The following is an 18,784-nucleotide window of genomic DNA, read 5'->3' on the forward strand; positions in this document are numbered from 1 at the left end:
GGGTGGACTGGTCCGTTTAGGCCAGGCAAAGCATAGTTAGGCAAGCCTTACCCAAGTGAACTCGGCTTTCCGTGTCAACCGCTGAGTGAGCCACGCCGCTCCGGGTAACCCAGCTGGACGGATACCCGGCGGGCCGGGGCGCACGCCCCGAAAGAGCGTGAGATCACCGCGCGGTAGCCTGTCGGCCAGCTCGAAATCCACCCACTTCCCCCAGGAGGGCACGTGTCACCAGGGCAGATCGCCGCGCTGATCGCAGCGGGCGCCTTCGTGCTGCTGGTGCTGCTGCTGGCGGTTCCACTGATCAAGCTCGGGCGCACCCTCGACGAGGCGACCGTGGCGCTGCGCAAGGCCCACGAGAACGCCGATCCGTTGTTCACCGGGGCCAACACCACGCTGAACCACGTCAACACGCAGCTGGAGCGCGTCGACGGCATCACCGCGAACGCCCGCGCGGTCAGCGGCAACGTCTCGGCGCTCACCTCCCTGTTCACCGCCACCCTCGGCGGTCCGCTGGTGAAGGCCGCCGCGCTGTCCTACGGCGTGAGCAAGGCCGTCCGGGCCCGCCGCCGCGCCGCCGAGGAGCCCGGCAAGCACTCCCGTCGCGGCCGCAAGTCCAGGGGCGGGCGTCGATGAAGCGGATGTTCTGGCTCGGCATCGGAGTGCTGACCGGCGTCGTGCTCTCCCGCAAGGCCAACACCAAGGCGCAGGGCTTCACCCCGGCCGGCGTCGCCGCCAACCTCGGCGACGCGATCAGCGAGCTGGCGGGTGCGGTCGGCGCGTTCGGCGCCGACGTTCGCGCGGGCATGAGCGAGCGCGAGGGCGAACTGCGCGAGGTGGTCGAGCGGGCCAACGATCCCGGTAGACGGTCGAGCTACAGTAGGAGCACGGACCGCGTCTCCCAGTCCAGGGAGCGCAGGAGCCGGGAAGCAGAGGACGGAACCGTGCGGAACAGGCGAGCGCGCAGGGCGGGGAGCTGACCTCCCGCGCCGTACAGCGCTGCTCCCCGCCGCATCGGGCCCCTTCCGCACCTCCTCCTAAGGACCTTCCGCCATGCAGACGCATGAGATCCGCCAGCGCTTCCTCGACCACTTCCAGAAGGCCGGGCACACCCTCGTGCCCAGCGCCCCGCTGATCCTGGACGACCCGAACCTGCTGTTCGTCAACGCCGGGATGGTCCAGTTCAAGCCGTACTTCCTCGGCGAGGCCCCGCCGCCGTACGCCACCGCCACCAGCGTGCAGAAGTGCGTGCGCACCGGCGACATCGACGAGGTCGGCAAGACCACCCGGCACAACACCTTCTTCCAGATGGCCGGGAACTTCTCCTTCGGCGACTACTTCAAGGAAGGGGCGATGACCCACGCCTGGGAGCTGCTCACCGGCTCCCTGGAGGACGGCGGCTACGGCTTCGACCCAGGCCGCCTGTGGGTCACCGTCTACCAGGACGACGACGAGGCCATCGAGCTGTGGCAGAAGGTCGCCGGCATCCCCGCCGAGCGGATCCAGCGCCGCGGCATGGCCGACAACTACTGGTCGATGGGCGTTCCCGGCCCCTGCGGCCCGTGCTCGGAGATCTACTTCGACCGCGGCCCGGAGTTCGGCGAGGAGGGGGGTCCGGTCGCCGACGAGGACCGCTACCTCGAGATCTGGAACCTCGTGTTCATGCAGAACGAGCGCGGTGAGGGCGGGGCCAAGGACAACTACCCGATCCTCGGCCAGCTGCCAGCCAAGAACATCGACACCGGCATGGGCGTGGAGCGGGTGGCCTTCCTGCTCCAGGGTGTGGACAACGTCTACGAGACCGACTTGGTCCGCCCGGTGATCACCGCCGCCGAGAAGTTCTCCGGCCGCACCTACGGCACCAACCCGGCCGACGACGTGCGCTTCCGCGTCATCGCCGACCACGCCCGCAGCGGCGTCATGCTGGTCGCTGACGGCGTCACCCCCGGCAACGAGGCCCGCGGCTACGTGCTGCGCCGCCTGCTGCGCCGCATCGTCCGCTCCACCCGCCTGCTCGGCGTGCACGAGCCGGTGCTGGCCGAGTTCACCGCCGTGGTGCGCGACGCCATGGGCCCGTCCTACCCCGAGCTGGTCAGCGACTTCGACCGGATCGAGGCCGTGATGCGGACCGAGGAGGAGGCCTTCCTGGCCACCCTCACCTCGGGCTCGAAGATCTTCGACGTCGCCGCCGCCGAGACCGTGGCCGCCGGGAGCAGGCAGCTCTCCGGCGACAAGGCCTTCCAGCTGCACGACACCTTCGGCTTCCCGATCGACCTCACCCTGGAGATGGCCGCCGAACAGGGCCTCACCGTGGACGAGGAGGGCTTCCGGAGCCTGATGGCCGAGCAGCGGCAGCGGGCCAAGGCCGACGCCGCCTCGCGCAAGACCGGGCACGGCGACCTGACCGTCTACCGCTCGGTGCTCGAACAGCACGGCACCACCGAGTTCCTCGGCTACACCGACCTGGACTCCGACTCGCGCGTGGTCGGCCTGCTGGTCGGCGGCGTCCCGGTGCGCAGCGCCGCCGCCGGCACCGAGGTCGAGCTGTTCCTGGACCGCACGCCCTTCTACGCCGAGAGCGGTGGCCAGGTCGGCGACACCGGCGTGCTGGTCGGCGACAACGTGCAGATCTCCGTGACCGACGTGCAGAAGGCCGTTCCCGGGCTGTTCGTGCACAAGGCCAAGGTGCTCGCCGGTGAGGTCGCCGTCGACGACGTCATCCAGGCCCACGTGGACGAGGACCGGCGCGGCGCCGTCGAGCGCTCGCACTCGGCCACCCACCTGGTGCACGCCGCCGTCCGCTCCGCCTACGGCAAGCGCGCCGCCCAGGCCGGTTCGCTGAACTCGCCGGGCCGGATGCGCTTCGACTTCACCACGCCCGGCCCGGTCTCGGCCACCGTGCTCAGCGGGGTCGAGGAGGAGGTCAACGCCTACCTCCTCGACGACGTGGAGGTGAAGTCCTTCACCACGACGATGGACAAGGCCCTGGAGCTGGGCGCCGTCGCCCTCTTCGGCGAGAAGTACGGCAACGAGGTCCGCGTCGTCGACATGGGCGAGTACTCGCGCGAGCTGTGCGGTGGCACCCACGTGAAGCGGATCGGCCAGCTCGGCATGGTCAAGCTGGTCGGCGACTCCTCGATCGGCTCCGGCGTGCACCGCGTCGAGGCCCTGGTCGGCATGGACGCCCTCCGGCACACCAGCAAGGAGCGGCTGCTCGTCTCGCAGCTGGCCGACCAGCTCAAGGTGCCCACGCACGAGCTGCCCGAGCGCGTCTCCGGCATCCTCAGCCGGCTGCGCGACGCCGAGCGGGAGATCGACCGCATGCGCGTGGCCGCCGTGCTCCAGTCCGCCGGGGACCTGGCCGGCAAGGGACAGGACGTCAACGGCACGGTGCTGGTGGCCGAGCGGGTCCCGGACGGGGTGGCCGGCAACGACCTGCGCGCCCTGACCACCGAGGTGCGCAACCGTCTCGGCAGCCGGTCCGGGGTCGTGGCCCTGTTCTCGTGCGAACCGGACAGCGGCAAGGTCAGCTTCGTCGTGGCCACCACCCCGGCCGCCAGGGACGCCAAGCTCAAGGCCGGTGACCTGGTGAAGAGCTTCCTGCCGGCCATCGACGGCCGCGGCGGCGGCAAGCCCGACATGGCCCAGGGCGGTGGCACCAAGGCCGCCGGGGTCGAGGAGGCCGTGACCGCGCTGCGCCGCGCCCTCGGCGGCTCGTGAGCGAGCTTGCGAGCGAACCATCCAACACAGCAGCGCCGCTCGCGGCGCACCGAGCCTGCGAGGTGTGGCCGTGAGCGTCACCCCCGACCGCCCGGGCCCGGACGATCCGGGGCCCGGGCGGCGCCTGGGCGTCGACGTGGGCTCGGTGCGGGTCGGCGTCGCGCTCAGCGATCCGAGTCCGTTCCTCGCCAGCCCCCTCGCTACCCTGGCGCGCGACGAGAAGGCTGGCCGGGACATCGACCAGCTCGTGGGACTCGTCGGGGAGCACGAGGTGGTCGAGGTGGTGGTCGGTCTGCCCCGCACGCTGGCCGGACGGCACGGCCCGGCGGCCGAGGCCGCGACGGCCTACGCCGCGGTGCTGGCCGGGCGGATCGCGCCGGTGCCCGTCCGCCTCTCCGACGAGCGGTTGACCACGGTCTCCGCGACCCGGATGCTCTCCGACCGAGGGGTGCGCGGCAAGAAGCAGCGGTCGGTCGTCGACCAGGCCGCGGCCGTCGAGATCCTCCAGGGATGGCTCGACCTGCGCGCCCGTACCCGACCTGCCCCCCAGGAGGGTTGATCCAGTGAACGACCTCGACCTCTTCGACGAGGGACCGGCCGAGGAGAAGCCGCGCCGCGGGCGGGCCGCCGCGGCCGCCGACAACCAGCGGCGCCGCAAGGTCCTGCTGGTGGGCGGCCTCGCCGCAGTGGTGATCCTCGGCATCGGCATCTGGTACGGCGTGACCTCGCTGTTCGGGCTGACCAGCTACGAGGACTTCGAGGGCGCCGGTGAGTCCGACGTCGTGGTCAAGGTCGAACCGGGCACCATCTCCCAGACCGGGCAGAGCCTGATGGACGCGGGCGTGGTCGCCAGCGTCCGCGCGTACACCGCCGCCGCGCAGGAGAACGAGGCGGCGACCTCGGTGCAGCCCGGCTACTACGTGCTCAAGACCAAGATGTCCGGCGCCAGCGCGGTCGCGGGCCTGGTGCGCAAGAACGCCAAGGTCGGCGAGATGGAGATCCGCGGCGGCAACCAGCTCGACGACGTGACCGTGGCCAGCGGCAAGGTCACCCCCGGGATCATCTCGCTGATCGCCAAGGCCAGCTGCGCGGAGCTCAACGGCAAGAACACCTGCCTCACCCCGGAGCAGGTCCGCACCGCCATGGAGAAGGCCGACCTCACCGAGATCGGCGCGCCGGAGTGGGTGATCACCGAGGCGTCCAAGGCGACCGAGCCGCGGCGGCGGTTCGAGGGACTGCTGATGCCCGGCAAGTACGACGTGAAGCCCGGCGACACCCCGGAGAACGTGCTGCGCGCGCTGCTGACCACCGCCTCGGCCAGGCTCCAGGCGGCCGGGCTGCCGAAGGCCGCGGAGAAGACCGGTTTCTCGCCGTACCAGCTGCTGGTGATGGCCTCCCTGGTGGAGAAGGAGGCCGCGGGCCCGGACTTCGGCAAGATCGCGCAGGTGACGCGCAACCGCCTCGCCATCGGCATGCGGCTGCAGTACGACTCCACGGTCAACTACCCGCTGGACCGGCCGAACATCCGCACCAACAGCGCTGACCGGGACAAGGCTGGCGCGTACAACACCTACGCGGTCCAGGGGCTGCCGCCGACCCCGATCGGCTCGCCGAGCGCCCAGGCGATCTCCAGCGCGATCACCCCGGAGCCCAGCGAGTACCTGTACTTCGTGCGCTGCGACAAGAACGGCAGGTCCTGCTTCGCCAAGGACCTCGACGACCACAACACCAACGTCCGCGAGGCCCAGGCGAGGGGCGCTTACTGATGGTTCGCAAGGCGGCCATCCTGGGCTCGCCGGTCGAGCACTCGCTGTCGCCGGTGCTGCACCGCGCCGCGTTCGAGGCGCTGGGCCTGACCGGCTGGACCTACGAGCGGATCGAGTGCTCCGAGGACGCGCTGCCCGGCCTGGTCGGTGGACTCGGCCCGGAGTGGGCGGGCCTGTCGGTGACGATGCCGGGCAAGCGCGCCGCGCTGACGCTGGCCTCGCGGGTCACGCCACGAGCGCGGATGGCGGGCGCGGCCAACACACTCGTTCCGATCGACGGCGGGTGGCAGGCCGACAGCACCGACGTGGACGGCGTGGTCGGGGCGCTGCGCGCGGCGGCGGGCTTCACCATCGCGGCGGGTCCGGCGGTGATCCTGGGCGCGGGTGGTACCACGCAGGCCGCGCTGGTCGGGCTCGCCGAGCTGGGCGTGCGGCAGGTCCGCCTCGTCGTCCGCGATCCGGCCCGTGCGGTCGAGGCCCTGGCCTGCGCGGAGCGGTTGCGGCTCGCGGTCACCGTGGTGAACTGGGCCGATGCCGATCCGGCCAAGCTCGTCGACGGCTGCTCGGTGCTGATCAGCACGGTGCCGACGGCGGCGGTGGAGCCGTGGGTCACCGAGCTGGCCGAGGCGCCGAGCGTGCTCGACGTGATCTACCACCCGTGGCCGACGCCGCTGGCCGCGGCCGCGGAGAAGGCGGGCAATCCCGTCGCGACCGGCCTGGACATGCTGCTGCACCAGGCGTTCGGCCAGTCCGAGCTGTTCACCGGCCGTCCCGCCCCGCGCGAGGCGATGCGCTCCGCCCTCCGCGAAGCCACCGGCTATGTCCTGCCGCTCCCGTTGGGTTAGGTCGTCCGGATCGTTCTGGTGATCTCCGCCGACCACCTCATCAGCACGGCGAGCAGCACGACCTCGCCGACCACGAGCAGCCGCTCGGTGATGCCGACCGGGTTCGGGCCGGGGAACCAGTCGATCAGCGCCGGTTCCATCATTCCGAAGAAGCTCACCCCGAAGGCGAAGAGCATGACGAAGCCGAAGATGCCCAGCCGCCTGCTCGCGCGGGCGTAACCGCTGTACTGCGGGTGTGCCCGGTAGCGCTTGCCGAGCACCATCCCGGCGGTCGGCAGCCCGAGGAACGCCGCGACCGCGGCCAGGTTGTGCAGCATGCCGAACGGGGTGCGTTCGGTGCTGGTGGTGTCCATCGGCAGCACGCCCGCCAGCAGCAGGCCGCCGCTCCAGATGCCCACGCAGGTCCACGCGAGCGGCGAGTACGGCGCCTCCCACCGGACCATCCCGGCGAGGAAGGCCAGCGAGCCGACGCCCAGCGCCACCAGCGCCCACATGTAGACCTGCGACAACGGGCCGACACCGTAGGTGCTGATGGTCTGCGAGTACGGGCTCGGGAAGGACTGGCCGTGCAGCACGGCCATGAGGGCGCCGGAGATCCCGACGCCCATCCATGCGACAGTGATCCCCAGCCGGGGCGCCCGGGTCGCGGCGGGAGCGCCGGCGATGTTGAGATCCATAGCTGCGATCATCACCCGCGCGCAACCGGGGGACATCAGAGAATTCCCTGAGATCCCCCGGAATGACGACCTGCCGTGATACGCCGGTGGGACCCGCCTGGTCGACGGGTCCCACCTCGGATCGGCGCTGCCGTGGGCTCCTTGTGCTACTCAGCCCTGGTCGTGATCCTCGGCGATGATCGAGGCCAGGGCCTCCAACGCCTCCTCGGCGCCCTCGCCCTCGGCGTTGAGCACCACCTCGTCACCGTGCATCGCGCCCAGTGTCATCAGCCCGAGCACGCTGGCCGCCTCCACCGGCTCGCCGCCGTCCTTGCGGATGGTGACCGTGACCGGCTGCGCCGCCGCGGCCTTGGCCAGCAGTGCGGCCGGCCGTGCGTGCAGTCCGACCGAGGAGGCAACGGTGACCCGTCGTTCCGGCATTGCGAGGTCCTTCCTAGATCTTGCTGGATTCGGCCTGCGGGTCCGCGCTCTCGTCCTCGCGGCCCGGTGTCTTGAGGTTCCACTTCTTGATCACGAAGGTGAAGAGGAAGTAGTACACCACCGCGAAGGCCAGGCCGACCGGGATGATCAGGAGCGGCTGGGTCGAGATGTTCCAGTTCAGCACGTAGTCGATGGCACCGGCGGAGAAGGTGAACCCGGTGTGGATGCCCAGGGCGTTGACCACGATGAACGACACGCCGGTCAGCGCGGCGTGCACCAGGAACAGCGGCCAGGCGACGAACAGGAACGAGAACTCCAGCGGCTCGGTGACACCGGTGATCACCGCGGTCAGCGCGCCGGAGAGCATGATGCCGCCGACGATCTTGCGCTGTTCCGGCTTCGCCGTCCGCCAGATCGCCAGCGCCGCGGCGGGCAGGGCGAACATGAAGATCGGGAAGAAGCCGGTCATGAACGTGCCCGCGCTCGGGTCGTGCGCCTTGATGAACCGGTTGAGGTCGCCGTGCTGACCGCCGAACTCGCCGAAGACGAACCACACGAACGAGTTGATGATGTGGTGCAGGCCGAACGGCAGCAGCAGCCGGTTCGCCATGCCGTAGGCGCCCGCCCCGACCAGGGTGCTGCCGGTGATCATCTCGCCGAGCGAGGTCAGCCCGGAGTTGAACAGCGGGTAGAGCAGGCCCATCACCACGCCGAGCGGGATCATCACCACGGCGACGGCCATCGGCACGAACCGCCTGCCGCCGAAGAACGCCAGGTACGGCGGGAGCTTGATCCGGTGGTAGCGCTGCCACATCCACGCGGTGAGCAGGCCGGCGATCAGACCGGTGAGCACGCCGTAGGGCCAGTTGTTCGGTGGCGCCCCCTCCTTGCCCTCGGCCAGCGGGTTGAACACCAGGATGACCTTGGACAGCACCAGGTAGCCGACGACGGAGGCCAGTGCGGTCGACCCGTCGGCCTTCTTGGCGAAGCCGATCGCCACACCGACGGCGAACAGCACCGGCAGGTAGTCGAAGAGCACACCACCGGCGCCGCCGATGACCGCGGCCACCTTCTCCAGCCCGCCGACGCCGCCGAGCAGGTCGTCCTGCCCGAGCCGCAGCAGCAGACCCGCGGCGGGCAGCGCGGCGATCGGCAGCATGAGGCTGCGGCCGATCCGTTGCAGTACCGCCAAACCCTTGATGTCACGACCGCCCGGGGTGGCGCTCATCGGGTACCTCCCTGCTGAGGGTGGGGACCGGAGCCGGGAAGGCTCCGGTCGAGTTGCATGGTCACCTGGTACAGATCGCCCCGGTACCAGGACGTCATGTCCTCCACCGGAGCTCCGGCGGCGGTGGAGATCCTGCGGAAGACCAGGACGGGGCTGCCCGGCTTGATGCCGAGCAGCCGGGCGGTCACCGGGTCGGCGGCGTCCGCCCACACGGTCTGGCGACCGTGGTCGAGCTGGACCCCGTACTCCCGCGCGAGCAGGCCGTACAGGGAACGGGTGAGGTCGTGCCGCAGCAGCCCCGGGACCTCGCGGGGGTGGTACCAGCCGCGTTCGACGGCCATCGGGGTGCCGTCGGCGCGGCGCAGCCGGAACAGCCAGTAGGCGGTCTGGCCGGTGTCCAGGCCGAGTGCGGAGGCGGTGGCCGTCGGCGGGACCAGCTCGCCGTGGTCGAGCACCTCGGTCGCCGGGGTCATCCCGCGCCTGCGGATGTCCTCGGTGAAGGAGGCCAGGTGCAGCTGGGCGTCCACCCTCGGTTTGGCGGTGAAGGTGCCCTTGCCGCGGACCCGGGTCAGCAGTCCCTCGGTGACCAGCTGGCTGATCGCCTCGCGCACGGTCAGCCGGGAGACGCCGTAGCGGGTGGCCAGCTCGCGCTCGGAGGGCACCGGTGTGCCCGGCGGCAGCTGCTCCTGGGCCAGCCTGCGCAGGATCTCGCGCAGCTGGGCGTGCTTGGGCGTCGGCCCGTCCAGCAGCCGGGCGGCGGGGGTCTCCGGGACCGGCACGCTCACTCCCCTCGAATCCAGGCTGGCGGATTGGTACGGTCCGGTCTAAACCAGTTGCGGGGAGGATGCTCCGGCCCTGTCGAGGTGTCAACAACCGTTATGGCTTCGTATCGGGTGTGGGAGCATCTGGCCCAACCACGTACGCCCTGCTCGCGGGGTGCTTCAGGCAAGGGAGACTTGAGTGGCTGACAAGGCTGGGGCGATCCTCGCCGGGCTCGGAGGAGCCGACAACGTGGAGGACATTGAGGCCTGCATCACACGGCTGCGGTGTGAGGTGCGCGACGGTTCCCTGGTCGACCAGGCCGCGCTGAAGGCGGCGGGCGCGCACGGGGTCATGCAGCAGGGCACCATCGTGCAGGTCGTCGTCGGTCCCGAGGCCGACACCCTCGCCGAGGACATCCAGGACCTGATGTGACGCTGTCCGTGCAGTGCCCGGTCAAGGGCCGGGCCATCCCCATGCGTGAGGTCCCCGACCCGGTGTTCGCCGAGGCCATGGTCGGCCCCGGCATCGCCGTCGACCCCGAGCGCGCCGAGGGCGACGCCGTCGCCCCGGTGGACGGCACGGTGGTGACCCTGCACCCGCACGCCTTCGTCGTGCTCACGCCCGGCGGCCAGGCCGTGCTGGTGCACCTGGGCATCGACACGGTGAAGCTGAAGGGCGAGGGCTTCACCCTGCACGTGGTCAAGGGCGAGACAGTCCGCGCGGGCCAGCGGATGATCACCTGGAACCCGGCGGAGGTGGAGCGCCAGGGCTACTCCCCGGTCTGCCCCGTTGTCGCCGTCGAGGCGAAGCCGGACCAGCTGGCCGCGCTCCGCGAGTCCGGCGCGGTCGACCACGGCGAGGAGATCTTCACCTGGTCCGCCTGACTGTTCGTACCCAATGCGGCATTCGTTTCGCTGGACGTAACGAATGCCGCATTGGGTACGTCAGCGGCGGCCGGCCTGGTCGAGCAGGGAGCGGGCCACCGCGTCGAGCTTCGGGCCGACGAGGTCGGTGGTCATCAGCTCGCCGGTCTCCTCGTCCACCTTCAGCGTTCCCTTGCTGGTGACGGAGAAGATCGTGCCCGTGCGGGTGCGGACGTCGAAGTCCGCCAGCCAGGGACCGCCGCTCGAACCGCTCGCCATGTCGCACAGGGTGGTGTGGCGGTCGGCGTCGCTGGTGGCGTTGATGTCGCACCACAGCAGCGATTGCCCGCGCGCCTGCTTGGAACCGGGGTAGCCGAACATCGCGGTCCTGCCGCCTGTTGTCTGGTCGAAGGTGATCCGCTGAGTGCCTGCCGCGTCCGCCAGGTGCTTGCCGTCGACCTGGTCGAACACCACCATCGCGACATCGGGCGAACTGTGCTCGGAGTAGGACTTGGGCAGCAGGAAAGCCCGAGCCGCGTACAGGCCGTGCGGGCGGTTTCCGTTGGTGTAGCCCGGAACGAACACCACGTTCTTCGCTTCGATCAGCTCGTCGTCACGAGTCATGCCGGGCCAGACGCAGTGCGCGGCGGTGACGGCGACGTCCTTGTTCGCGCTGGGCACTGCCGTGGCCGTGCACCACGTGTCCTCGCTCGGTCCTTGCGGGCCGAGCTTGTGGGTGAGGAAGAGCCGCCCGATTCCCTGGGGGACCTGATCCGCCCACGGGCGTGCCACGACTTCCGGGCGGTCGATCGAATCGGCTCCGGTCCGGCTCATCCGTTCCGATGTCCAGTACGCCAGCGCCGCGGCACGATCAGCCTGGCTGACGTCCGTGACCAAGGTGTCGCCTGTGGCGTGTGCCGGGGTCGCCGCGCACACGATCGCCGCGGCAATCACCGCGGGCAGCAGCCGGAAGCTCACGACAGACATGTCCATGAGACGTCCCACGCGAGGGTGAGTTGTCCTCAGCAGACGCCCGGTGAAGCAAATTCCACCCAGGGGGTCCCGCTGGCTTGAGGGGGAGAACAGCCGTGCGCATTCTCGTGCCATGGAAGTTCTCGGAGCGTTGTCCGGCCTCGTCGCGGGAGTCGTGGCGGGAGCGGGAACGCGGGTGGTGCTCGGCCGGCTCGACCGCGGAGCGAGCGTGCGACCGCCGTGGTGCGAACTGGCGGTCGGCGTGCTGTGGGCGATCATGTGCGGCGTCGGCGCGCCGTTGTGGTGGCTGCCCGTGCAGCTCGCGATTGCATGGTTCGCCGTCGCGCTGACCGCGGTCGACCTGTGCCACCGCCGCCTGCCGGACGCGCTGACGTTGCCCGCCTATCCGATCGTGGGTCTGGTGTTGTTGCCCGCCGTGCTCGCCGGCCCGGGGCCACCACTGGTCGTGCGGGCGGTCTGTGGCGCGGCGCTGTTCCTGGTCGTCCACGCGGTCGTGCGCATGGTGTCTCCGGACTCACTGGGCGCGGGTGACGTCAAGCTCTCCGGCAGCCTCGGCGCGGTCGCGGGCGCGGTGGAGTGGGTCGCGCTGCCGGTGGTCGTGGTCCTCGCGGCGGTGATTACCGCCATAGTCGGTGTTTTCTTCGGGTGTTTGCGCAGAAGTGAGTCAGGAGGTGGACAGATCCCACACGGACCCGGGTTGTTGCTGGCCACGGTGGTGCTCGCGCTGGTTCCTCCCGGCGGGCAGCCGGTGTTCGACGCCGGGGTTCCGGAGGGCTGAGGCGCCGCGACATGGCAGGATCACGGCGTGTTGCGCTGGATCACCGCTGGAGAGTCGCACGGCCCTGCCCTGGTCGCCGTGCTCGAGGGCTTGGTCGCCGGGGTCGAGATCACCACTGGTGATGTCGCGGGCCATTTGGCCAGGAGGCGCCTGGGCCACGGCCGTGGCGCCCGGATGAAGTTCGAGGCCGATGTCGTCACCTTCCTCGGTGGCGTCCGGCACGGGCTGACCCAGGGCGGCCCCGTCGCCGTGCAGGTCGCCAACAGCGAGTGGCCGCGCTGGGAGAAGGTGATGTCGGCCGATCCGGTCCCCGAGGAGGAGCTGGCAGGGCTCGCCCGCAGCGCCCCGCTCACCCGGCCGCGACCCGGTCACGCCGATCTCCCCGGCATGCAGAAGTACGGCTTCGACGACGCGCGTCCGGTGCTGGAGCGAGCGAGCGCGCGGGAGACCGCGGCGCGCACCGCGCTCGGTGCGGTCGCGCGGGCCTTCCTGCGCCAGACCCTGGGCGTCGAGGTGATCAGCCACGTGGTGTCCATCGGCACCGTCGAGGCGCCCGCGGGCGTGCTGCCCGGGCCGGAGGACCTGGAGGCGATCGACGCCAGCCCGGTGCGCGTCTTCGACGCCGCGGCCGGCGAGGCCATGGTCGCCGAGGTGGACGCGGCCAAGGCCGACGGCGACACCCTCGGCGGCGTCGTCGAGGTGCTGGCCTACGGGCTGCCGCCGGGCCTGGGCTCGCACGTGCACTGGGACCGCAGGCTCGACTCGCGGCTCGCCGGCGCGCTCATGGGCATCCAGGCGATCAAGGGCGTCGAGGTCGGCGACGGCTTCGAGACCGCGCGGCGCCGCGGCAGCAAGGCGCACGACGAGATCGACCGTTCGGACAGCGAGCTGGGCGTCAGCCGCCGGTCCAACCGGGCGGGCGGCGTGGAGGGAGGCATCACCAACGGCGAGCCGCTGCGCGTGCGCGCGGCGATGAAGCCGATCTCCACCGTGCCCCGCGCTCTGTCCACTGTGGACACGGCGACCGGCGAGGCCGCCGTGGCGATCAGCCAGCGCTCCGACGCCTGCGCGGTGCCCGCCGCGGGCGTGGTCGCCGAGGCGATGGTGGCCCTGGTCCTCGCGGACGCGGTGCTGGAGAAGTTCGGCGGCGACTCGGTCGCCGAGACCAAGCGCAACGCCGAGGCCTACCTCGCCGCGCTGAAGGAGCGCTGGTGAGTCCGCGCGCGATCGTCGTCGGCCCGCCCGGTGCGGGCAAGACCACCGTGGGCGCCCTGCTGGCGCAGACGTGGGGTGTCGGCTTCCGCGACGTCGACGCCGACATCGTGGCGAGCACCGGCAAGTCGATCAGCGACATCTTCACCGTCGACGGTGAGGCGGTGTTCCGCGAGATCGAGGAGCGCGCCGTGGCCGCCGCGGTCGCCGAGCACGACGGGGTCGTGGCCCTCGGCGGCGGGGCCGTGCTCTCCGAGCGCACCCGCGCACTGCTGGCCGACCACGTCGTGGTGTTCCTCGGCGTGGGCATGGCCGAGGGCGTGCGGCGCACCGGGCTGTCCAGCGCCCGGCCGCTGCTCGCGGGCGTGAACCCGCGCGCCACCTTCAAGGCGCTGCTCGACGCTCGGCTGCCGCTCTACCGCGAGGTGGCCACGGTCGAGGTCAGCACGGACTCCCGCACGCCCCAGGAGGTCGTCGAGGCGGCCCTCGAAGCTCTGGAAGTGAAGCGATGACCAACGCCGGTACCGAGCCCGTGCGGGTCCGGGTCGCCACCGCCCAGCCCTACGACGTCGTCATCGGCAGGGGGCTGCTGACCGAGATCCTGGAGACGCTCAAGGGCGTCGGCACCGTCGCGATCCTGCACCAGCCGACGCTCACCGCCACCGCGGAGAGCCTGCGCGAGGAGCTGGAGGGCGCGGGGGCCTCCGCGCACCGCGTCGAACTGCCCGACGCCGAGGACGGCAAGAGCCTCGCGGTCGCCGGGTTCTGCTGGGACGTGCTCGGCCGCATCGGCATGGACCGGGGCGGCGTGATCGTCTCGCTCGGCGGCGGGGCCACCACGGACCTGGCCGGGTTCATCGCGGGCACCTGGATGCGCGGGGTGCGCGTCGTGCACGTGCCGACCACGCTGCTGGGCATGGTCGACGCCGCGGTGGGCGGCAAGGCCGGGATCAACACCGAGGCGGGCAAGAACCTGGTCGGCGTCTTCCACGAGCCGATGGCCGTTTTCGTCGACCTGGCGACGCTGGAGTCGTTGCCGCGCAACGAACTCGTCGCGGGCATGGCGGAGGTCGTCAAGGGCGGGTTCATCGCCGACCCGGTGATCCTCGACCTGATCGAGGCCGACCCGGAGGCCGCGCTGGACCCGACCGGCGACGTGCTCGCCGAGCTGGTCCGGCGCAAGATCCAGGTCAAGGCGGACGTGGTCGCCGCCGACCTGCGCGAGTCCAGCCTGCGCGAGGTGCTCAACTACGGCCACACCCTCGGCCACGCCATCGAGCGGCGCGAGCGCTACCGCTGGCGGCACGGCGCTGCGGTCAGCGTCGGCATGGTCTTCGTCGCGGAGCTGGCGCGGCTGGCCGGACGCCTGGACGACGAGACGGTGGACCGGCACTACCGCGTGCTGAAGGCGATCGGCCTGCCGACGACCTACGACGCGGACGCGCTGCCGCAGTTGCTGGAAACCATGCGCGGGGACAAGAAGACCCGCTCGGGCGTGCTGCGCTTCGTGGTGCTCGACGGCCTGGCCAAGCCCGGTCGCCTCGAAGGCCCGGAGCCGGGCCTGCTCGCGGCCGCCTACTCCGCGATCGCTCGCGAGTCCACATCGGACGGTGGAGGTCTGCTGCTGTGAAGGTCTTCGTGCTCAACGGTCCCAACCTCGGCAGGCTCGGTTCCCGGGAGCCGCTGATCTACGGCAACGAGACCTACGCCGACCTGGTCCGGCTCTGCGAGGAGACCGGGGCGGAGCTGGGCGTCGAGGTCGAGGTCCGGCAGACCGACCACGAGGGCGAGATGCTGGGCTGGCTGCACGAGGCGGCCGACGCCGGCTCGCCGGTGGTGCTCAACGCGGGCGCGTGGACGCATTACTCGATCGCCGTCCGGGACGCCTGCTCGCAGCTCACCGAACCCCTGGTGGAGGTGCACATCTCCAACGTGCACAAGCGCGAGGAGTTCCGGCACCACAGCCACATCTCCGGCATCGCGACCGGGGTGATCGTCGGCCTCGGGCTCACCGGCTACGAGCTGGCGCTGCGCTTCCTGGCCAAGAAGGCCAGACCGTGAACGTCCCCGAGCTGGTCACCGAGCGGATGGTCCTGCGCGAGCTGCGCGCCTCCGACGCGGAGGCGGTCGCGGGGATCTTCGCCGACCCGGAGATGAGCCGCTGGTTGGGTACCGACCTGAGCAACCGCGAGGCGGCGTTCGTCAACGTCTACAGCAGGGTCAGCGGCGACTACCCGGACGGCATGGGGCACTTCCTGTTCACTGTGGATGGTGCGGCGGTCGGTATCGGCCACCTCCGTCCGTCCAACGAGCTGCCGGGCGAGCTGGCCGAGATCGGCTGGTTCGTCGCCCGCCCGCACTGGGGCACCGGCCTGGCCAGGGAAGCCACGGAAGCCTTGCTGCGGCACGCTTTCGACGACCTGGCCCTGCCCACCGTGTGGGCACTGGTGCACCCGGAGAACACGGGCAGCCTCAAGCTCTCGCAACGGCTGGGCTTCCTCGACGTCGGTGAGCGCTTCGCCTACGGCGCGGTGCACCGCGTGCAGGTCGCCCAGCGTCCACAAAGGACCGGGCTGCACCACGTCGAGCTGTGGGTCGGCGACCTCGACCACGCCCGCGACACCTTCGGCTGGCTGCTCACCGAACTCGGTTTCCGGCAGTACCAGTTGTGGGAGAACGGGATCAGCTGGCGGCTGGGCCCGACCTACATCGTCGCCGAGCGCTCGCCCGCGCGGAACAGCGACGTGCACGACCGCCTGCTGCCCGGCCTGAACCACCTCGCGCTGCACGCGGGGGACCGGGCCACGGTCGACCGGCTGACCGAGCAGTCGCGCGAGCACGGCTGGCGGCTGATGTTCGGCGACCGGCACCCGCACGCGGGCGGCGAGCACCACTACGCGGCCTACTTGGAAAACGCTGATGGCTTCCAGGTCGAGTTGGTGGCCGAGCCCGTCGAGGTGTGACGCTGCGCTCCCTCGCTCTAACCCGTGCGGGTGAGCTTGCTTAGACTGTGCCGGCTCTGTCGTCGCACTAAGTAGGTGAGCGGTGGGACTGCGGCGGCCTCGGAACCTGCTCGCGGCGTTGCTCTGCGTGCTCGTCCTGACCGCGTGCACGACCACGACCCCGCCGCCCGAACCGCCCCAGCCCGCCATGACCGGACCCGCCGCGGTCGCGCCGAACCGGGGTGCCAAGGGCGGCACCGCGGACCTGGTCCCCGGCATCCTGGGCACCGATCGGCCGAGGCAGAGCAGCGGCGTCGTCGCGGCGGGCGGGCCTCAGGCGCCCTACAACTACGGCCCGACCCTGCTCCAGGAGAACGGCCGCGTCCGCATGTGGTGGTGCAGCCAGCTCATCGGTGCCGGCCCGGCGGGCGACGACATCGTGCACGGCGACGCCGCCACCCCCGCGGGGCCGTTCCAGGCGGTCGGCGCCGTGTTCAGCGGCAGCGGCGGCGGATTCGACGCCATGCACACCTGCGACCCGTCTGTGATCAAGGTCAGCGGGACCTACTACCTCTACTACACCGGCGCGCCCAGCGATCACAGCCACGACAACAGCATCGGCGTCGCGGCCAGCGACGACGGCGTCCGCTGGCGCAGGCTGGCCGCGGGCGGGCCCATCGTGCGCGCTTCGGGCGAGGTCCGCCGCGCCAACACCTACGGAGCCGGGCAGCCCGCCGTGTTCTACCTCGACGGCTGGTTCCACCTGATGTTCACCGACACCACCGCCGCCGGGGCCGGACCGAACGGGGCGGGCCAGTTCGTCCTGCGCGCCAAGGACCCGCTGTTCGCGGAGCAGGTGCAGGCGCTGACCAGGGACGGCTTCGTCCCGGTCGGCTCGACCCAGGCCGCCCGCACCCGCTCGGTCGTCGACGCGTTCAGCGCCGACTGGATGTGGGTGCCCGTGCTGAACGCCGTGGCCATCGCCCACGAGACCGCCGAGGGCACCACGCTCACGTTCTGGGACCGCGCCTTCGCCCGCCACCCGTACCGGCCCGTGCACATCCCCGGCCCCTGGCAGGAGGGCCCCGGCCTGGTCCGCACCGCGGAGGGGCACGCGACCGTCTCCGCCGAGGACCCCTGCGGGCGCGCTTCCTTCGATGTCGTCCGCGCCACCCGTGAGCCGCGTGCGCCGACCGACCTCCAGCACTTCGGCATGGACGTGCGCGGCTTCGACGGCTGCACCGACACCACACGAGCCCGCAAGGTCCTCGAAGGCTTCGCCCTGCCCGCCCCGGACCGCACCATCGACGTGATCATCGGCGGCAACCGCGTCCGCGTCGAGCGCAAGTCCGTCGCCGAGCGCCTGGCCGTTCGCCTGCTGCCGACCTCCGTGCCCGCGCTGCTGCGCCTGCCCGTCCTCGCGCGCCTGCGCCCCGGAGCACCCGCGATCCGCGCCCCCGGCCGCCCCTTCGCGTTCCTGCTCGACGACGGCAGGCTCTGGCGCGTCGGCTCCGAGCCCGCCGCGATCGCCAACGAGTCCCCCATCGTCGACGTCCCCGTCGCCCGCTGGGACTCCTACCGAGCCGGTTCCACCCTCGGCGGCTGACCCTACGTTGTAAGGTCGCAGAAAGTGATCGGGCGTGTTCGGGGGGACATGACGTGTTCGAAGCACGGATAGTTGAGTTCGAGCAGCTCAAGCGGGACATCGACGAAAAGCTGGAACAAGTCCAGTTCATGACCGCCGCGCTGGCATCCGAGCGTTTCCAGGCATGGTCGCAGAAGCGGAACGTCCAGGCGGTCGTCAATGGAAACGGCGAGCTACTGGACATCATCGTCGCCAAAGGAGCGCTGCGGAGCGCGCATCCCCATCTGCTGGGACCTGAGGTCGTCGAAGCGGTGAGCGCGGCCCGGGGGCTTGCCGGAGCGGAGAACCGTCGCCGACTGCGGAACATCGTGCCCACGATGGTGCCCGACGACGAGGAGCGGTAATGGACCTGCCACGAGAAACCCTCAACCTCGTAGCCGAGATCGAAGAGGCCGTCGCCGCCGCGGAACAGCGCGCCAGGGCTCGCATGGCCTCACGCATTGCTGAACCGATCGACAATCGACTCGGCGTGGTCGAAGTGAGTGGGACGGGGGAGCTGTTGTCCGTAGAACTGGACAGGGAGTACTTGAGGTACTCGACCGAATCCGCACTTGCCACTGCTGTCAAGGCAGCCATTCTCAACGCGGAAGCCCGTGCAAAGGGGGAGCGTTGACCGACTATCGAGTTGTTCCGGCTGCCCTGCGGAAGAGCGTCAAGGAGATCCACGAAGCGGCGGATGCATGGACGGAGTCTAGGAAGGTACTGGATGGGCTCGACATGCGCGGCGAGTATGTGGGTGAGTTGGCCAGGTACGAGGAGTTGCCGCAGGCGCACAACGAGGCCCTTGGCGTCGTGGTAGCGCAGTTGCGAAAGGGATTTGAGGCGTTGGAGAACGCCGCCCTGACCCTGAAGAAGGTTGCCGACGACTACGAGAGCCGTGACGCCGAGTACTACCGGAAATTCGGCTACATCGACGAGCGGATCGGACGGTGATCT

At 70.9% G+C, this 18,784-nt stretch carries 23 protein-coding genes; 18 read left to right on the forward strand and 5 right to left on the reverse strand.

The genetic code is table 11. The annotated features are described in order from the left end of the window. Positions 1–222: 222 nt before the first annotated feature. The 6 genes from BLT28_RS38580 to BLT28_RS38605 all read left to right on the forward strand — a co-directional run bounded on the left by BLT28_RS38580 (position 223) and on the right by BLT28_RS38605 (position 6,328). Entirely contained in the window at positions 223–633 is a 411-nt protein-coding gene (locus BLT28_RS38580) for a DUF948 domain-containing protein (RefSeq protein WP_030430080.1), read from the forward strand. Then, the gene (locus BLT28_RS38585; RefSeq protein ID WP_030430079.1) at positions 630–977 is read left to right on the forward strand and encodes a hypothetical protein; all 348 of its coding nucleotides are present in this window, start codon (positions 630–632) and stop codon (positions 975–977) included. Before BLT28_RS38580 ends, BLT28_RS38585 begins: the two co-directional genes overlap by 4 nt. A 73-nt stretch (positions 978–1,050) precedes the next feature. Continuing rightward, positions 1,051–3,717: an alanine--tRNA ligase gene (alaS, locus tag BLT28_RS38590; protein ID WP_030430078.1), complete on the forward strand. Its 2,667-nt coding sequence runs from the start codon at positions 1,051–1,053 to the stop codon at positions 3,715–3,717. Between the two features lie 70 nt (positions 3,718–3,787). Beyond that, a complete protein-coding gene (gene ruvX / locus BLT28_RS38595; RefSeq protein WP_030430077.1) occupies positions 3,788–4,276 on the forward strand; it encodes a Holliday junction resolvase RuvX in 489 nt (162 codons plus the stop codon). A 4-nt stretch (positions 4,277–4,280) separates the two neighbouring features. Then, complete coding sequence (gene mltG, locus BLT28_RS38600; RefSeq protein WP_052407410.1) at positions 4,281–5,483, forward strand: endolytic transglycosylase MltG; 1,203 nt, start codon at positions 4,281–4,283, stop codon at positions 5,481–5,483. After that, positions 5,483–6,328 (forward strand): shikimate dehydrogenase, encoded by an 846-nt coding sequence (locus BLT28_RS38605; RefSeq protein WP_269459620.1) that lies wholly within the window; start codon positions 5,483–5,485, stop codon positions 6,326–6,328. The genes mltG and BLT28_RS38605 overlap by 1 nt, the downstream gene beginning before the upstream one ends. Here the strand turns inward: BLT28_RS38605 and BLT28_RS38610 are convergent. The 4 genes from BLT28_RS38610 to BLT28_RS38625 all read right to left on the reverse strand — a co-directional run bounded on the left by BLT28_RS38610 (position 6,325) and on the right by BLT28_RS38625 (position 9,438). Further along, positions 6,325–7,005 (reverse strand): DUF998 domain-containing protein, encoded by a 681-nt coding sequence (locus BLT28_RS38610; protein WP_030430074.1) that lies wholly within the window; start codon positions 7,003–7,005, stop codon positions 6,325–6,327. The genes BLT28_RS38605 and BLT28_RS38610 overlap by 4 nt on opposite strands. Positions 7,006–7,155: 150 nt before the next feature. Next, positions 7,156–7,425 carry an HPr family phosphocarrier protein gene (locus BLT28_RS38615; RefSeq protein ID WP_030430073.1) on the reverse strand — a complete coding sequence of 90 codons (270 nt, stop codon included), beginning with the start codon at positions 7,423–7,425 and terminating at the stop codon, positions 7,156–7,158. A gap of 13 nt (positions 7,426–7,438) precedes the next feature. Continuing rightward, positions 7,439–8,653, reverse strand: a complete 1,215-nt coding sequence (locus BLT28_RS38620) for a PTS transporter subunit EIIC (RefSeq protein ID WP_030430072.1) — start codon at positions 8,651–8,653, stop codon at positions 7,439–7,441. Further along, on the reverse strand, positions 8,650–9,438 hold the full coding sequence (locus tag BLT28_RS38625; protein ID WP_043811828.1) for a GntR family transcriptional regulator: 789 nt from the start codon (positions 9,436–9,438) through the stop codon (positions 8,650–8,652). The genes BLT28_RS38620 and BLT28_RS38625 overlap by 4 nt, the downstream gene beginning before the upstream one ends. 175 nt (positions 9,439–9,613) lie before the next feature. Here BLT28_RS38625 and BLT28_RS38630 point away from each other — a divergent pair, with 175 nt between their 5' ends. Together BLT28_RS38630 and BLT28_RS38635 are read left to right on the forward strand one after the other, a co-directional pair. Beyond that, the gene (locus tag BLT28_RS38630; protein WP_030430070.1) at positions 9,614–9,847 is read left to right on the forward strand and encodes a glucose PTS transporter subunit EIIB; all 234 of its coding nucleotides are present in this window, start codon (positions 9,614–9,616) and stop codon (positions 9,845–9,847) included. After that, the gene (locus BLT28_RS38635; protein ID WP_030430069.1) at positions 9,844–10,299 is read left to right on the forward strand and encodes a PTS sugar transporter subunit IIA; all 456 of its coding nucleotides are present in this window, start codon (positions 9,844–9,846) and stop codon (positions 10,297–10,299) included. Before BLT28_RS38630 ends, BLT28_RS38635 begins: the two co-directional genes overlap by 4 nt. A 60-nt stretch (positions 10,300–10,359) precedes the next feature. On the opposite strand, the gene BLT28_RS38640 is transcribed toward BLT28_RS38635, so the two are convergent. Next, positions 10,360–11,271, reverse strand: a complete 912-nt coding sequence (locus BLT28_RS38640) for a trypsin-like serine peptidase (protein ID WP_030430068.1) — start codon at positions 11,269–11,271, stop codon at positions 10,360–10,362. Positions 11,272–11,383: 112 nt separating this feature from the next. Here BLT28_RS38640 and BLT28_RS38645 point away from each other — a divergent pair, with 112 nt between their 5' ends. From BLT28_RS38645 to BLT28_RS38690, 10 genes are all read left to right on the forward strand, one after another. Next, positions 11,384–12,049 carry a prepilin peptidase gene (locus tag BLT28_RS38645; RefSeq protein WP_043811825.1) on the forward strand — a complete coding sequence of 222 codons (666 nt, stop codon included), beginning with the start codon at positions 11,384–11,386 and terminating at the stop codon, positions 12,047–12,049. Positions 12,050–12,076: 27 nt separating this feature from the next. Beyond that, the gene (gene aroC / locus BLT28_RS38650; protein WP_030430066.1) at positions 12,077–13,264 is read left to right on the forward strand and encodes a chorismate synthase; all 1,188 of its coding nucleotides are present in this window, start codon (positions 12,077–12,079) and stop codon (positions 13,262–13,264) included. Continuing rightward, positions 13,261–13,773, forward strand: a complete 513-nt coding sequence (locus tag BLT28_RS38655; RefSeq protein WP_030430065.1) for a shikimate kinase — start codon at positions 13,261–13,263, stop codon at positions 13,771–13,773. The genes aroC and BLT28_RS38655 overlap by 4 nt, the downstream gene beginning before the upstream one ends. After that, entirely contained in the window at positions 13,770–14,891 is a 1,122-nt protein-coding gene (gene aroB / locus BLT28_RS38660) for a 3-dehydroquinate synthase (protein ID WP_030430064.1), read from the forward strand. Before BLT28_RS38655 ends, aroB begins: the two co-directional genes overlap by 4 nt. Beyond that, positions 14,888–15,322, forward strand: a complete 435-nt coding sequence (gene aroQ / locus BLT28_RS38665; protein WP_030430063.1) for a type II 3-dehydroquinate dehydratase — start codon at positions 14,888–14,890, stop codon at positions 15,320–15,322. The genes aroB and aroQ overlap by 4 nt, the downstream gene beginning before the upstream one ends. After that, a complete protein-coding gene (locus BLT28_RS38670; protein WP_231950559.1) occupies positions 15,319–16,224 on the forward strand; it encodes a GNAT family N-acetyltransferase in 906 nt (301 codons plus the stop codon). Before aroQ ends, BLT28_RS38670 begins: the two co-directional genes overlap by 4 nt. A gap of 82 nt (positions 16,225–16,306) precedes the next feature. Continuing rightward, positions 16,307–17,809 (forward strand): glycoside hydrolase family protein, encoded by a 1,503-nt coding sequence (locus tag BLT28_RS38675; protein WP_231950560.1) that lies wholly within the window; start codon positions 16,307–16,309, stop codon positions 17,807–17,809. Between the two features lie 53 nt (positions 17,810–17,862). Beyond that, the gene (locus BLT28_RS38680; protein ID WP_052407409.1) at positions 17,863–18,192 is read left to right on the forward strand and encodes a YbaB/EbfC family nucleoid-associated protein; all 330 of its coding nucleotides are present in this window, start codon (positions 17,863–17,865) and stop codon (positions 18,190–18,192) included. Next, positions 18,192–18,461, forward strand: coding sequence for a hypothetical protein (locus tag BLT28_RS38685; RefSeq protein ID WP_030430059.1), 270 nt, complete (start codon positions 18,192–18,194; stop codon positions 18,459–18,461). Before BLT28_RS38680 ends, BLT28_RS38685 begins: the two co-directional genes overlap by 1 nt. Then, the gene (locus tag BLT28_RS38690) at positions 18,458–18,781 is read left to right on the forward strand and encodes a hypothetical protein (RefSeq protein WP_052407408.1); all 324 of its coding nucleotides are present in this window, start codon (positions 18,458–18,460) and stop codon (positions 18,779–18,781) included. The genes BLT28_RS38685 and BLT28_RS38690 overlap by 4 nt, the downstream gene beginning before the upstream one ends. Positions 18,782–18,784 lie beyond the last annotated feature (3 nt).

It is taken from the genome of Allokutzneria albata (assembly GCF_900103775.1).
Lineage (GTDB): Bacteria > Actinomycetota > Actinomycetes > Mycobacteriales > Pseudonocardiaceae > Allokutzneria > Allokutzneria albata.